Here is a 14,341-nt window from a genome sequence, read left to right on the forward strand (position 1 = left end):
CGCCGCCGCCCGGCCCGGTCGCCGATCACCGAGAGTACCTCCTCTCCCCGTGGGTCAGTGGCCCTTCCCCGCCGAGCGCCGGCGCAGCAGGATCGCGCAGGCCGCGGCCACCAGGACGAGCCCGCCGCCCACCGACCAGGCGGCCGTCGAAACGGTGGAGGCGTGCGCGGCCGCCTTGCCGGCCGCCGCCTCGCGGGGGCGGTCGGTCGGCGTCGACGTCTCGTCCTGGCGGTCCCGGCCCGACTGCCCCCGCGCGTCCGCCCCGCCGGCGGCCGGTGCGGTCGCGGTGTCCGCCGGGTGGGCGGGGGGCGCGGCGTTGAGGGTGCCGACCGAGGTGGTGCGGCCGGCCGCCGCGAAGCCCCAGTCGAGCAGCTCGGACGCCTCCGAGTAGACGGCGTTGTAGACCCCGGACTGCGGGTTCATCAGCGACACGATGATGGTGCGGCCGCCGCGCCGGGCCGCCGCCACCAGCGTGTTGCCCGCGTTGGTCGTGTAGCCGTTCTTCACGCCGATCAGCCCGGGGTAGGGCGTGACGCCCTTCGCGCCGGTCAGCAGCCGGTTGGTGTTCTCGATACCGAAGGACGGCACGTAGCTGCCGGCGTCGTCGTATCCGCCCGGGAACTGGGCGTCCTTGGTGGACGCGTAGGAGGCGAAGTCCCGGTCGGCCAGGCCGGTGCGGGCGAAAACCGCCAGGTCGTAGGCCGAGGAGACCTGGCCCGGCTCGTCGTAGCCGTCCGGGGTGACCACGTGGGTGTCGTCCGCGCCGAGCATCCGCGCCTTGGCCTGCATGTCGGCGACGGTGTGCGCGACCGAGCCGTTCATGTTCGCCAGCACGTGCACCGCGTCGTTGCCGGAGGCGAGGAAGACCCCGCGCCACAGGTCGGCGACGGTGTACGTCTGCCCCGGCTGCACCCCGACCAGGCTGCTGCCCTCGCCCAGGCCCGCGAGGTCGTTGTCGGTGACCTTGTGCCGCAGCGTCGCCGGGAAGCGCGGCAGCACCGTGTCGGCGAAGAGCGTCTTCAGGGTGGAGGCCGGCGGCAGTTCGCGGTGCGCGTCCTTGGCCGCCAGCACCTCGCCGCTGCGGGCGTCGCTGACCGTCCACGACAGCGCGGACAGGTCCGAGGGGAGGGACGGCGTGTCCGCCTCGGGCCGCACCTGCACGCCCGGCTCCGCCAGCAGCGCGCCGCCGACGGCCCGGGAGGACGACGCGTCGGCCGCGGAGCCGTCGCCGCCGTCGGCGGCCGCCGCGGGCGGAGCGGCGAGCGCGGCCAGGCAGCAGGCAGCGGCCACTCCGGCCGCGGCGGCGGCGAGGGGGCGCGGCAGAGGGCGGCGGGACCCGCGGAAGGCGTTCATGTGGTCACCGTAAGAACGCATCGACACATAGGCGCGACAAAGTGGCCCATCCTGGTGAGTCCCCCGCGCGTGCGGGTGACACCGCTCCCGCCAATCGGACGAGCCGTCACATGGGAGCCGGCCGGGTGCCTTCGCCGCGGTCGCCGCCCCGGGGGCGGACGGTGACGCCCCGCCAGGTACGGCAGGGCTCCGAGAGTGTCGGACACCTCCGACGGACCGTCAGCGGCGCTCCCGGGAGCGGGATCTGGAGACGGTGGCGCACCCGGACGCCTCGCCGTCCGACGCCGCGTCAGCCCCTCTGCCCGTCGCGGCTCACCGCAGCAGCGCCGCCAGCAGGCGGTAGGACTCCAGCAGCTCCGCCCGGTCGTAGGCGCTGGTGGTGACCAGGAACTCGTCGGCGCCCGACCGGGAGAGCAGGCCCGCCAGCTCGGCCTCGACCTGCTCCGGCGTGCCGTGGATGTGCCCGCCCATCGCCTGCTCGAACCGCTCCCGCTCCTGCGCCGTCATCTCCCGCCCGGCCACCGCCGCGTACGGGGCCAGCGGCGGGAACTCCCCGTGCGTACGCGACCAGGCCGCCGACCACGCCTCGGACACCAGCAGCCGGCGGGCCCGCTCGGGGGTGGCGGCCACCGCGACCGTGCCGGAGAGCACCACGTACGGCCGTGCCGCCCACACCGAGGGCCGGAACGCCGACCGGTAGCGCTCCACCGCCCGCAGCAGCGCGTCCTCGCCGCGCGGGCCACCCACCACCAGCGGCAGCCCCAGCCGCGCCGCCAGGTCCGCGCCGCTCCCGGTGGCCAGCACGAACGGCGCCGGGCGCAGCCCCTCCGCCGGCCACGCGTGCACCCCCGGGTACGCGGCCGGGCCGCCCTCGAACCAGTCCAGCAGCTCGCCGACCTGCTCCTCGAACCCCTCCGCCGCCTCCCTGCCCTGGCCCAGAGCCTCGCGCACGGCGCCGGTGAAGCCCACCGAGCGGCCCAGCCCCATGTCGATCCGCCCCGGGTACAGCGCCTCCAGCACCCCGAACTGCTCGGCGACCACCATCGGCCGGTGGTTGGGCAGCATCACCCCGCCGGTGCCCACCCGGATGCGGGAGGTCGCCGCGGCCACGGCCGCCGCCAGCACCGTGGGCGCCGAGCCGGCCACCCCGGGGACGCCGTGGTGCTCGCTGACCCAGAACCGGTGGTAGCCGAGCGTCTCGGCCTCCCGGGCGAGCGCCACGGTCTCGCGCAGCGCCGCCGGCCCGTCCGCGCCCTCCCGGACGCGGGACCGGTCGAGGACGGAGAAAGGGGTGTCACGCAGTACGGAACTCACTCAGGTGACAACGCCCGGGATGCTCCTCCTCATCCCACCTGTGGCGTTGCGGGGGGCCTTGTGGCGGGGTGGGCGGCGGGCCTACTCTTTGCCCGCCCGGGACCGCCCGGGTGCACGGCCGCGCAGGCCCCCGCCAGGGGGCCGTCCCGGAGAGGACACGTGTCATGGCCTTACGCGGACGCCACCGCCGCTACCGTCCGAGCCGGGTCTCCCAGGCGTCGCTGACCGTCACCGCCGGCGGGGCCGGCCTCGCCCTGCCGCTCGTCGCCGTCACGAGCGCGCACGCGGCGTCCGAAGGGGTCTGGGACAAGGTCGCCAAGTGCGAGTCCTCCGGCAACTGGCAGACCAACACCGGAAACGGCTACTACGGCGGCCTCCAGTTCACGACCAGCACGTGGAAGGCGTACGGCGGCGGCGCGTTCGCCTCGCGGGCCGACCTCGCCACCAGGGCCGAGCAGATATCCGTCGCCGAGAAGGTGCTGGCCGCGCAGGGGCCGCGGGCCTGGCCGGTGTGCTCGCTGCGCGCCGGGCTGACCCGGGAGGCCGCGACCGCCTCGCACACCGTGGACCTCGCCGCCGCGAAGGCGAAGCCCAAGCCCAAGCCCGCGTCCGAGTCCACGACGGAGCCGAAGGCCAAGGCCACGGCCCAGCCCAAGGCCGAGCCGAAGGCGGACGCGAAGAGCGACGCGAAGACGGCCTCGGCGCCGAAGAAGGCCGCGGCACCGGCGAAGGCCGCCGACAGCGGGCGCTACACCGTCGCCCCCGGCGACAGCCTCTCGCAGATCGCCGCCGACCACGAGGTCAAGGGCGGCTGGCCGCAGCTGTACGACGACAACCGCACCGTCGTCGGCGCCGACCCCGACCTGATCCTCCCCGGCCAGCGGCTCACCCTCGACGGCGCCGCGCCGGCCGCCAGGCCCGCGCCCCGGAAGGCGGGCACCGAGACCGTCGCGAGGACCGTCAAGCCCGCGGCGAAGCCCGCCGCGAAACCGGCGGCCAAGCCCGCCGCCAAGCCCGCCGCCAAGGCCACCCATCACACCGCCGCGCCCGCCTCCTCCAGATGGACGGTGCCGGTGCACGCGGCGATCGGCACGGGGTACCACACCAGCGGCAGCAGCTGGGCCAGCGGCTACCACACCGGCGTCGACTTCCTCGTCGGCACCGGTACCGCCGTCCACGCGGCGGCCTCCGGCACCGTGGTCACCGCGGGGTGGGGCGGCTCCTACGGCTACCAGATCGTCATCCGGCACGCCGACGGCTACTACACCCAGTACGGCCACCTGTCGCAGATCTCGGTGAAGGTCGGCCAGCACGTCAACGAGGGCCAGCGGATAGCCCGTTCCGGAGCGACCGGCAACGCGACGGGGCCGCACCTGCACTTCGAGGTCCGCACCGGACCGGTCTACGGCGACGACGTCGACCCGCTGAAGTTCCTGCGCGCGCACGGCGTCAGCGTCTGACGGGCGCGCGGCCCCGCCGGACGGCCGTCCGGCGGGGCCGCGCGCCCGCGTCCGAACCGGGGCTCTGGGAGCTCAGCCGTCCCGGCCGGTCATGCCGTTCGTGCCGTTCGCGTCCCTCGGGCCGCTCGGACCGTCGAGGGAGCCGCCGGCCCGGTCCGGCGGACGAACGCCGTCAGCGGCGGCAGCACCAGCGCCAGCCAGCAGCCGGCGAACAGCCACCCGCCGATGACATCGCTCGGCCAGTGCACGCCCAGGTAGACGCGGGTGCAGCCGACCGCGACGGCCGCGAGCACGCACAGTGCGGCACCCGCCCGGCCCGCTGCCGGCGGCAGGGCCCGCAGCAGTCCCCAGGCGAGCAGGCCCGCCGCCACCGCGCTGGACGAGGTGTGCCCGGACGGGAACGCGTACCCGGCGGCGTGCGCGGCCCAGTCAGCCGCCGGGGGCCGGGCCGGTGGAAGGCCGTCATCAGGGCGCCGCGTACCAGCTGTTCGGCCAGCAGCGCGCACATCGCGAGCAGCGCGGCCGGCAGCCCGGCGAGCAGCCGTCGGGCCGGCGGTCCGCCCCCGCCCGCCAACAGCCCGCCGGCCGCCGCCGCGAGGTAGGGGTAGGGCCCGGTTCCGGCGTGCGTGACGATCCGGGCGGCCGTCACCCACCCGTGCGGACGGTGCGCCACCGACCAGCGGTGCGGGCCGGTGTCGAAGCCGTACGGCGTGCCGTGCCGGGCCAGCACCAGCCAGGCCACCAGGGCGAAGGCGGCGGCGAGCACCGCCGCCGCGAGCAGGGCGCGGGAGGGGCGGGGCGCACGCGGGCGGGTGCGGTGCGGAGCCCGCGGGGCGCCGGGTCGGGACGGGACATGGTGTGCGGGCCGCTCCTCTCCCGGCGGACACGGTCCCGCGGTCCTCCCGGACGCGGCCGCGCGACCGCCCACGGGACCCCGGCGGGACCGGTGCGCCTGCGCGGGTTCTGACCGTCTACATGGTTGTCGTCACACCCTACGCCCTTCCCGCCCCGGGCCGTCGGAACCCGGCCCGGGCGGCCGGCGGCGGCGCGCCGCACGCGGCACGGGGCGCGGCTCCGGGAGTGGGGGCGTGCGGGCGTGCGGGGCGGAAAGCGGACCGCCGCCCCCGGGGCTGGCCCGGAGACGGCGGTGGGGTACCGGTTCTCAGCGCTTGGCGGGCACGTTCTCGTGCACCTTGAGCGGGTCGGTGACCGCGACCGGCGCGAGGATCTCGTCGATCCGCGCCTTCAGGTCGGCGTCCAGCTTCACGCCCGCCGCCTTGGCGTTCTCCGTCACCTGCTCGGGACGGGAGGCGCCGACGATCGCGGCGGAGACGTTCGGGTTCTGGAGCACCCACGCCACGGCGAGCTGCGCCAGGCTCAGCCCGGCCTCGGCCGCCAGCGGCTGGAGCTGCTGCACCCGCTCCAGCACCTCGTCCTGCATCCAGCGGCTGATCATGTCCGAGCCGCCCTTGGCGTCGGTGGCACGGGAGCCCGCCGGCGGCTGCTGGCCCGGCAGGTACTTGCCGGTGAGCACGCCCTGGGCGATCGGCGACCACACGACCTGGCCGAGGCCCAGCTCCTCACAGGTGGGGACGACCTCGCCCTCGATGATCCGCCACAGCGCGCTGTACTGCGGCTGGTTGGAGACCAGCTGGACGCGCAGCTCGCGGGCGAGCGCGTGCGCGCGGCGGATCTGGTCCGAGGTCCACTCGGACACGCCGATGTAGTGCGCCTTGCCGGAGTGGACGACGTCGGCGAACGCCTCCATCGTCTCCTCCAGCGGCGTCGAGACGTCGAAGCGGTGCGCCTGGTAGACGTCGACGTGGTCGGTCTGGAGGCGGCGCAGGGAGTTCTCGATCGACTCCATGATGTGCTTGCGCGACAGGCCGCGGTCGTTCTGCCCGGGGCCGGTCGGCCAGAAGACCTTGGTCAGGATCTCCAGGCCCTCCCGGCGCTCGCCCTTCAGCGCGCGGCCCAGGACGGACTCCGCCCGGGTCTGCGCGTAGACGTCGGCGGTGTCGAAGGTGGTGATACCCGCGTCGAGGGCGGCACGCACGCACGAGGTGGCGGCGTCCTCCTCCACCTGGGAGCCGTGGGTGAGCCAGTTGCCGTAGGCGATCTCGCTGATGAAAAGGCCGCTGCGGCCGAGGTGACGGTATTCCATGCGGAGGACTCTAATTCGTCGCGGTGCCGGCGGCGGCGGCAGGTGCGCGCGGCGGTACGACGCGTCGCAGCACGTCGGGGCGGGTTGGGAGGGTCGGGGCCCGTTGGTGCGGGTCGGCACGGGTCGGTGCGGTTCGGTGCGGTTCGGCGGGGGTGTGCGGTGATACGGGCGGTACCGGGCCGGGCGGGCGGACGTTCCGGTGCCGGCGGACGGGAGCGGGGGGACGTTCCGGTGCCGGCGGACGGGGGGCGGGCCGACGGGCAAAGGCCGCGGGCCGCACCGTTCCTCACCGGGCTCGTGGACGGGCCGGAGAAAGTGCGCCGGCGGGCCGGCGGAAAGGGCCCGTGACGGTCCGGCGTCCCGTTGCGGAGGCCCTCGCGCCCCGCACCCGGACGGGCCCGGTCCGGCCGGGCACGGCAGGCCCGCCGCGAGCCGTCCGGGCGCTGCGCCCTCGCGGCGGCCGGGTGCGGGGTGCGCGGCAGCCGCCCTACGATCCCCGCACCGAGGGGACGCCGAGGAGATGAGGAGCCGTACCCATGGACCACCGCATCCGCACCGTGGACGACGTACTGGGGCTGCTGGACGGCCTGTTCGCGCCCGCGGCGGACCGCTGGACGGCCGCTGCCGGGCCCTGGTGGGACGCCTTCTACGCGGACCGGTCCCGCGGCATCCCGTTCTTCGTGCGGAAGCCGGACGAGAACCTCGCCTCCTACCTCGACCGGGGCCTGGTCCCGGCGGGCGGCCGGGCCCTCGACCTCGGTTGCGGCCCCGGCCGCAACGCCCTCTACCTGGTGGCGCGCGGCTTCCGCGTCGACGCGGTCGACCTCTCGCCGGTCGCCGTCGCCTGGGCCGAGGAGCGGGCGGCGGCGGCCGGCGTGCCCCGGCTGCCCGGCGCGCGCGACACACCGAGTGCTCTCGGGCCGTCCGCTGCCGGGCTGCGGCTGCTGTGCGGGGACGCGTTCGCGCTGCCGCCCTCCGAACTGGACGGCCCCTACGACCTGGTGCACGACTCCGGCTGCTTCCACCACCTGCCGCCGCACCGCCGGATCAGCTACCTGGCGCTGCTCGACCGCGTCCTGGCGCCCGGCGGCCACTTCGCCCTCACCTGCTTCACCGACGGGCAGACCGGCTCGGAGCTGCCCGACCGCGCCTTCTACGAGCGCGCCGGGCTGGAGGGCGGCCTCGCCTACAGCCAGGCGGACCTGCGGTACGTCTTCGCCGACCTGGACGAGGTCGAGCAGCGCGTCATGCGGGACGAGACGGCCGACTCCCCGTACTTCGGTGAGCCGTTCCTGCGGACCGCGCTCTTCCGCAAGCCCGGCGGTGCGGCCGCCCCGGTGCCGGGCACGAGGTGAGCCCGCCGAGGGCGCCGGATCACCGCTGGCGGGGCGAGGCCAGGAGGAAGGAGACTCCCGCCCGGGTGCGGTGCGCGGTGGCCTGCCAGCCGAGCCGGGGGAGGAGTTCGGCGATCCGCGCGAGGGAGGCGGCGGCCGAACCGGCCTCGGACCACGCGACCTCCGTCAGCCCGGTCAGTCCGGGATGGGCCGACTCCGCCACCAGGTACCCGGGCGAGCCCGCGCGGGCGGGCGGCACCCCGTGCGCCTCCAGGGCGAGCGCGACCGCGTGCACGGGCCGCTCCGCCTCCCACCCGGCGGGCAGCTCCGTCCGGCCGTCGCCCAGCACCCGGCGGATCTCCACCAGCCCCGCCCACGCGGCGGCCACCTCCCGCTGCCGCCCGGCCCCGGGCACGACGGCCCCGGACCCGTCGTCGGCGGTGAACCCGCCGCCTCCGGCCTCCCCGTCCCGCGGCGGCTTTGCCGCGCCGCCCTCCCCTGCCGCCGGGCCCGGCTCCGCCGCGACGGCAGCCCTCAGCAACTCGCCGCGCAGCCGCAGCCCGTCCTGCGTCAGGTAGACCGCCTGGTGCCCGGCCCGCCCGTGCCGCACCGCGAACCCCGCCCTCACCAGCGCCGCACACACCTGCTCCCGAGCCGACACCCGCCCGGTCGCCGCCTCCGACTCCGCCACGGCCCGCTGCTGCGCGCCCGTCAACCCTCTCGCCACACCCCGACGCTACCCCGCCCCTCGGACACCCCGGGCCGCCCGACGGGCCTTTCCCCGGGGGCGCGCCCTTTCCCCGCAGGGTGAGCGCACCCGTCGGGGCTCCGGGTAAATCCCCTGGTTTTTTAGTTCGGCTCTCTATGGGATGTGCCGTCCTCGCGAAGTTGCGCATTCACGCTTTTCCGGCCCGGCGTCGAGGGAGTGGGTTGGCAACCATGCTCCCGTTTGTGCGGGGAGTGGAACCGTACGCGGCCTGCCGGATTTTCGCGTGCACATATGGGCGTAGGTGCTTCCCAGGTGAGTGCCGGGATAGGCCGGGGCGGGCCGGGAAATGAGCCCGTGCAATTCTCCGCGGGGGTTGCCCGTACGCCGAATGGCCGTGCCGCCGCGACCCGGCTAGGGTGATGCACGTGGCCGATTTCCGGCGATTCCCCCTTCTTCATTTTCTCTCGGTCGAGTCCGATGCAGCAGCAGTGGGTTCGGAGGGACGTATATGAGGCACGCCCAGCTCATCCGCTCGTTCCAGCAGATCACCGCAGACAATCTCGACCCCGCCCGCCCGGTCGTCACGCTCTTCAGCGGGGGCCTCGACAGCAGCTATCTGCTGTACCGGCTCGCGGAGGCGGGGTTCCGCGAGGTCCACGCGGTCAGCATCGACCTGGGAGAGGACGAGACCAGCGAGGAGAAGCGCCTGATCGCGGAGCGGCTCGGTGCGCGGCTGCACATCCTGGACGGCCGGCAGGCGTTCGCCGAGGAGTTCCTCCGCCCGGCCATCGCGGCGCAGGCCGTCTACCTGGACACCCATCCGGTCAGCTCCAGCCTCAGCCGCCCGCTGATCGCCAGGCTCGCCCTCGGCCTCGCCCGCGAGCTGGACGCCTGCGCGGTGCTGCACACCGCGAACCGGTCGCAGAACACGCTGCGACGGCTCAACGGCGGCCTCTCGCTGCTCGGGTTCAAGGGCTGGTACGGCAGCCCGTACGACCTCGACCCCGTCGACCGCGAGCAGAAGATACGGGAGTTGAAGGAGGTCGGCCTCGAACAACTCGGCGAGCGGGTGGTGAGCGGCGACTCCAACCTGTGGTGCCGCGAGTTCGAGTCCGGCGTCCTCGACGACCCGGAGAACCACGAGATCCCCGAGGACATGTACCGGTGGAGCGCCGTACGCAACGACAGCCCCCAGGACGTCGTGGAGATCGGCCTCACCGGGGGGACCCCGACCTCGCTCGACGGCGCCGACATGCCGCTCCAGGAGCTGATCGCGGCGCTCAACGTCCGGGCGGGCCGCTACGGGATCGGCCGCTACACCGGCCTTGAGCACCTGGACAACGGCGAGAAGGTGCTGGAGATCCGCGAGATGCCGGCCGCCACCCTGCTGCTGCGCTCCTACCGCCAGGTGGAGTCGGCGACGCTCGGCGCCGAGACCATGCGGGAGAAGATGCACCTGGAGCAACTGTGGGTGCGCGAGGCCCTGGAGGGCCGCTGGTTCGGTGAACTGCGCCACGCCGTGCAGTCGTTCATGGACACCTGCGCCATGCGCGTGGACGGTTCGGTCCGCTGGTCGCTGCGGGTGGGCGCGGCGGAGACCAGGGCCATCCACGCCGACCGCCCGGCCTATCTGCGGGACCGGGAGGCGTGGGAGAAGGAGTCCATCCGCATCGAGGGCTCCGCGTACGGCCAGTTGTGACCGGGCCGCCGGCCCCGCCGCATGCCCCTGTGCCGCCGGTGCCACCACCGGCACCGGCGGTCGGCGCCGCCCGTATCGGACACCCCCGCCCCGACGCCCCCGCCCCGGAACCCCCGGAGGTCCGCACCATGCCTCAGCGCACCACGACACCAACCACGCTGTCACCGGCCGACGCCGAGGAATGCGCCCGGTACGCGAGTGAGACGTGCCTGCGGACCGGGCCGCCGCGACTCGTCGGCGTCGAGTTGGAATGGCTCGTCCAGGACGTCCGCGACCGAGCGTTCCCCGTGGACGAGTCGCGCCTGAGCGCCGCGCTCCAGTCCGTCTCCACCTCCTCGCGGCTGCCGCTGGGGTCCGCGCTGAGCCGCGAACCCGGCGGCCAGGTGGAGCTGAGCTCCCTTCCGGCCCCCTCGCTGGCCCGGTGCGTCGCGGACGTCCGCGAGGATCTGCGGGTGCTGCGGGACGGCCTGTCGGCGTACGGCTACACGCTCGCCGGACTCGGCATCGACCCGTGGCGGCAGCCCCAGCGCGCCATGCTGCACCTGCCCCGCTACCAGGCGATGGAGCGCCTCTTCGACTCCTTCTCCCCGGCCGGCCGCTTCATGATGGGGGCCTCGGCCTCGGTCCAGGTGTCCGTGGACGCGGGCACCGCCGAGCCGGGACCGCTCGGCCACCGGCGGCGCTGGCTGCTGGCGCACCTGCTGGGACCGGTGCTGGTGGCTTCGTTCGCCAACTCGCCCATGGCGGCGGGCCGTCCGACGGGCTGGCGGTCCACCCGGCAGGCCGTCTGGGCGCGGTTGGACCCCTCGCGCACGCTCGCGGCGGCCGCCGCCCCGGGGACCGAGCCGCGGACCGGATGGGCGCGGTACGCGCTCGACGCCGCGGTGATGTGCGTACGCGGCGCCGACGGGAACGGACCGTGGTCCCTGCTGCCCGGAATGACGTTCCGCCAGTGGATCGAGGGCGGCGCCGACTCGGCCGCCGGCCGGCCGCCGACGCTGGACGACTTCGCCTACCACCTGGGCACGATGTTCCCGCCGGTGCGGCCGCAGGGCTATCTGGAACTGCGGATGATGGACGCCCAGCCCGGCGCGGACGGCTGGGTCGTGCCGCTCGCCCTGACCGCCGCGCTCTTCGACGACGTCCAGGCCACGCACGCGGCCGAGGACGCCGTGCGGCAGCTCACCGTGCCGCAGGGCCCGCTCGCCCCGCGCAACGCGCTGTGGCTGCGCGCCGCCCGCCACGGCCTCACCGACCCGCCGCTCCAGCGCGCGGCGCTGGCCTGCTTCACCGCCGCCGTCGCCGCCCTGTCCCGGATGGGACTGCCGGACCTCCAGGCGGCCGTGGCCGAGTTCGCCGACCGCTACGTGGCCCGCGCCCGCTGCCCCGCCGACGACCTGCTCGTCGCGGCGGCCGCGCGATGACGGCCGCGATGACGCTCGCCGCCATGACGGCCGGGACGACGCCGGACGGGATGACGCCGGCCGGGCGGGCGGAGGGGCGAGCGGGGGACCACGGGCCCGACTGGGCGGAAGGCCGCACGGGCAGCCTTACGGGTAGCCGCGCCGCCGGGGGCGCCGGCGATGGCGCCGCCAGGCGTCGCCGACAGCCCCGCCGACAAGCCGTGAAGGAGCCAGGTGGATGTCCCGCGTGACCGCTGCCGTCGTCCAGGTCGGCTCGTACCTCTTCGACACCCCGCGCACCCTCGCCAAGGCCCAACAGGCCATAGCCGAGGCGGTCGCCGGCGGCGCGCGGATCGTGGTGCTGCCCGAGGCGTACCTCGGCGGCTATCCGAAAGGGCTCACCTTCGGCGTGACGGTCGGCGAGCGCAGCCGTCCGGGCCGGGACGAGTTCCGCCGCTACTTCGAGTCGGCGATCGACGTACCCGGTCCGGAGACCGACGCCCTGGCCGCGCTCGCCCAGGACCTGGGCGTCCACATCGTCACCGGCGCGGTCGAGCGCTCCGGCGGCACGCTCTACTGCGTGGCGCTCTTCCTCGGCCCGCGCGGCGGGCTGCTGGCCAAGCACCGCAAGCTGATGCCGACCGCCGCGGAGCGGCTCATCTGGGGCATGGGCGACGGGTCCACCATGCCGGTCGTCGACACCGGGGCGGCCCGCCTCGGCGCCGGCATCTGCTGGGAGAACTACATGCCGCTGTTCCGGGCGGCCATGTACGCCAAGGGCGTCGACATCTGGTGCGCTCCGTCCGTGGACCACCGCGACGCCTGGCAGGCCACCATGCGCCATGTCGCGCTCGAAGGCCGCTGCTTCGTCCTGTGCGCCAACCAGTTCCTGACCCGCGCCGAACTGCCGCCCGACGTCAGCCCGGTCCAGGGCGAGGCCCCCGGGACCGTCCTCATCAACGGCGGCAGCGTCATCGTCTCCCCGCTCGGCGAGGTCCTGGCCGGCCCCCTGCGGGACGCCGAGGGCATCCTCACCGCCGAGCTCGACCTCGCCGAACTCCCCCGCGCCCGCTTCGACTTCGACGCCCACGGCCACTACTCCCGCCCCGACGTCTTCACCCTCCACGTCGACGCCCACCCCCACCCGGGCACCCGCTGGTCCGGCCCGCCCCCCGAAGGCCCTGACGGCGCGCCGTGAGGGACGGGGCGGCGCGGCGGGGCGGGCGCGGTGCCGGACGCCCGGGGGTGGCGGGCGCGGCGGAGGCGGCGGGGGAGGCCGTCAGGCGATGCCGCCGTTGGCGAAGAGCACCTGGCCGTTGACCCAGCGGCCGGGGCCGGCGAGGAAGGCGACCGTCTCGGCGATGTCCTCGGGCGTGCCCAGGCGCTCCAAAGGGGCCTGGGCGGCCAGCCGTTCGACCGTCGCCTCGTCCTTGCCGTCGAGGAAGAGCGGTGTGGCCGTGGGGCCGGGGGCCACCGCGTTGACGGTGATGTCGCGCCCGCGCAGCTCACGGGCCAGGACCAGCGTCATCGCCTCGACGGCACCCTTGCTCGCGGCGTAGGCGGCGTAACCGGGGGCGGCGAGGCGGGTGATCGAGGTGGAGAAGGTGATGACGGCGCCGCCCGCCCGGAGCCGGCGCGCGGCCTGCTGGGCGACGACGAAGGTGCCGCGGACGTTGGTGCGGTGCATCCGGTCCAGGGCCTCCAGGTCGAACTCGGCGACCGGCCCGAGCGTCATCACCCCGGCGGTGTTGACGACGACGTCGAGGCCGCCGAACTCCTTCTCGACGGTGTCGAACGCCTCGGCCATCGCTGCCTCGTCGGCGACGTCGCCCCGGACGGCGACGGCCCGGCCGCCGGCGCGCCCGACGGCGTCCACGACCTCCCGGGCGGCGGCCGGATTGCCGGCGTAGTGGACGCCGACCGCCATGCCGTCCGCCGCCAGCCGTTCGGCGACGGCGCGGCCGATGCCGCCGGACGCTCCGGTGACCAAGGCGACGCGTGGGGCGTGGGACATCGGAATTCCGCCTCTCGACGAGTTCGGTAATGAACGCTTGGTTCATATAAGCAGATGGTGGACGCGGCGTCCATATGTCACAGTGAGTGTTCATCGACGAGGCGAGGGGATGGCTGATGCGGGAGCCGGCGGAACGGGCCCACACGGCGGAAGGCCGGGCGGCGGAGGCGCGAGCGGCGGAACAGGTGCCGGACACCCAGGGCCCGGAGCAACCGACGCCCGTCCCGGTACGGCGCGGCCGGGGGCGGCGGCCCGCGGGCGAGGTGCGGGACCAGGTCCTCACCGCCGCGGGGCGCTGCTCCTCCGGGAGGGCATGGCCGCGTTCACCATCGAACGGGTGGCCCAGGAGGCGGCGGTCAGCAAGACGACGATCTACAAGTGGTGGCCGTCCCGCGGCACGCTCGCCCTCGACGGCTACTTCCACGGCGTGGAGTCCACCCTGGCCTTCCCCGACACCGGTGACATCGCGGCCGATCTCACGGCGCAGGTCCGCGCGTTCGTCCGGCTGCTCTCGGAGACGGAGGCGGGCCGGGTCATCGCCGAACTCGTCGGGCAGGCGCAGACGGACCCCGACCTCTCCGCCGCGCTCCTGGAGCGCTACTCCGGACCCCGCCGCGACCTCGCGGTGGACGCCATGCGCCGTGCCCAGACCCGTGGCCAGCTCCGTGCCGGCGTCGACCCGCAGGTGCTGGTGGACCAGCTGTGGGGCGCCTGCTACCACCGGCTGCTGCTTCCCAACCTGCCGCTGACCGAGGAGTTCGCGGCCCAGCTGGTCGACAACCTCCTGCACGGCGTCGCCGCCGGTGCCCCCGGGGCCGCCGGCTGAACCCGGCCCGCGGCGGCGCGGCGTGGGGGTACGCGGGCGGCGCCGGGGGGGCGAACTAGGATCAC

At 75.3% G+C, this 14,341-nt stretch carries 12 protein-coding genes; 6 read left to right on the forward strand and 6 right to left on the reverse strand.

Annotated features, from left to right (window positions below; all coding sequences use genetic code 11):
- Positions 1–54 precede the first annotated feature (54 nt).
- Both BS72_RS28450 and BS72_RS28455 read right to left on the reverse strand, forming a co-directional pair.
- Positions 55–1,353 (reverse strand): D-alanyl-D-alanine carboxypeptidase family protein, encoded by a 1,299-nt coding sequence (locus tag BS72_RS28450; RefSeq protein WP_037914650.1) that lies wholly within the window; start codon positions 1,351–1,353, stop codon positions 55–57.
- 312 nt (positions 1,354–1,665) lie between these two features.
- A complete protein-coding gene (locus BS72_RS28455; RefSeq protein WP_037914652.1) occupies positions 1,666–2,667 on the reverse strand; it encodes an LLM class flavin-dependent oxidoreductase in 1,002 nt (333 codons plus the stop codon).
- A gap of 164 nt (positions 2,668–2,831) precedes the next feature.
- Between BS72_RS28455 and BS72_RS28460 the strand changes: the two genes are divergently transcribed.
- Positions 2,832–4,127 (forward strand): transglycosylase family protein, encoded by a 1,296-nt coding sequence (locus tag BS72_RS28460; RefSeq protein ID WP_037914653.1) that lies wholly within the window; start codon positions 2,832–2,834, stop codon positions 4,125–4,127.
- 89 nt (positions 4,128–4,216) lie between these two features.
- Here BS72_RS28460 and BS72_RS37555 read toward each other — a convergent pair whose 3' ends face one another.
- A complete protein-coding gene (locus tag BS72_RS37555; protein ID WP_198545971.1) occupies positions 4,217–4,633 on the reverse strand; it encodes a phosphatase PAP2 family protein in 417 nt (138 codons plus the stop codon).
- A gap of 656 nt (positions 4,634–5,289) precedes the next feature.
- Positions 5,290–6,291 (reverse strand): aldo/keto reductase family protein, encoded by a 1,002-nt coding sequence (locus tag BS72_RS28470; RefSeq protein ID WP_037914654.1) that lies wholly within the window; start codon positions 6,289–6,291, stop codon positions 5,290–5,292.
- Between the two features lie 536 nt (positions 6,292–6,827).
- Between BS72_RS28470 and BS72_RS28475 the strand changes: the two genes are divergently transcribed.
- Positions 6,828–7,646 (forward strand): class I SAM-dependent methyltransferase, encoded by an 819-nt coding sequence (locus tag BS72_RS28475; RefSeq protein ID WP_037914656.1) that lies wholly within the window; start codon positions 6,828–6,830, stop codon positions 7,644–7,646.
- Between the two features lie 19 nt (positions 7,647–7,665).
- Here BS72_RS28475 and BS72_RS28480 read toward each other — a convergent pair whose 3' ends face one another.
- Positions 7,666–8,352, reverse strand: coding sequence for a hypothetical protein (locus BS72_RS28480; protein WP_037914658.1), 687 nt, complete (start codon positions 8,350–8,352; stop codon positions 7,666–7,668).
- Between the two features lie 490 nt (positions 8,353–8,842).
- Between BS72_RS28480 and BS72_RS28485 the strand changes: the two genes are divergently transcribed.
- The 3 genes from BS72_RS28485 (at position 8,843) to BS72_RS28495 (ending at position 12,634) form a co-directional block, all read left to right on the forward strand.
- Positions 8,843–10,033, forward strand: coding sequence for an argininosuccinate synthase-related protein (locus BS72_RS28485; RefSeq protein WP_037914660.1), 1,191 nt, complete (start codon positions 8,843–8,845; stop codon positions 10,031–10,033).
- Between the two features lie 128 nt (positions 10,034–10,161).
- A complete protein-coding gene (egtA, locus tag BS72_RS28490; protein WP_037914663.1) occupies positions 10,162–11,457 on the forward strand; it encodes an ergothioneine biosynthesis glutamate--cysteine ligase EgtA in 1,296 nt (431 codons plus the stop codon).
- 217 nt (positions 11,458–11,674) lie between these two features.
- A complete protein-coding gene (locus tag BS72_RS28495) occupies positions 11,675–12,634 on the forward strand; it encodes a nitrilase-related carbon-nitrogen hydrolase (RefSeq protein ID WP_037914666.1) in 960 nt (319 codons plus the stop codon).
- An 81-nt stretch (positions 12,635–12,715) separates the two neighbouring features.
- On the opposite strand, the gene BS72_RS28500 is transcribed toward BS72_RS28495, so the two are convergent.
- Positions 12,716–13,450: an SDR family oxidoreductase gene (locus BS72_RS28500; protein WP_037914667.1), complete on the reverse strand. Its 735-nt coding sequence runs from the start codon at positions 13,448–13,450 to the stop codon at positions 12,716–12,718.
- Between the two features lie 313 nt (positions 13,451–13,763).
- Here BS72_RS28500 and BS72_RS28505 point away from each other — a divergent pair, with 313 nt between their 5' ends.
- Positions 13,764–14,276 carry a TetR-like C-terminal domain-containing protein gene (locus BS72_RS28505; RefSeq protein WP_051951781.1) on the forward strand — a complete coding sequence of 171 codons (513 nt, stop codon included), beginning with the start codon at positions 13,764–13,766 and terminating at the stop codon, positions 14,274–14,276.
- Positions 14,277–14,341 lie beyond the last annotated feature (65 nt).

Source organism: Actinacidiphila yeochonensis CN732 (genome assembly GCF_000745345.1).
Classification (GTDB): Bacteria; Actinomycetota; Actinomycetes; order Streptomycetales; family Streptomycetaceae; genus Actinacidiphila; species Actinacidiphila yeochonensis.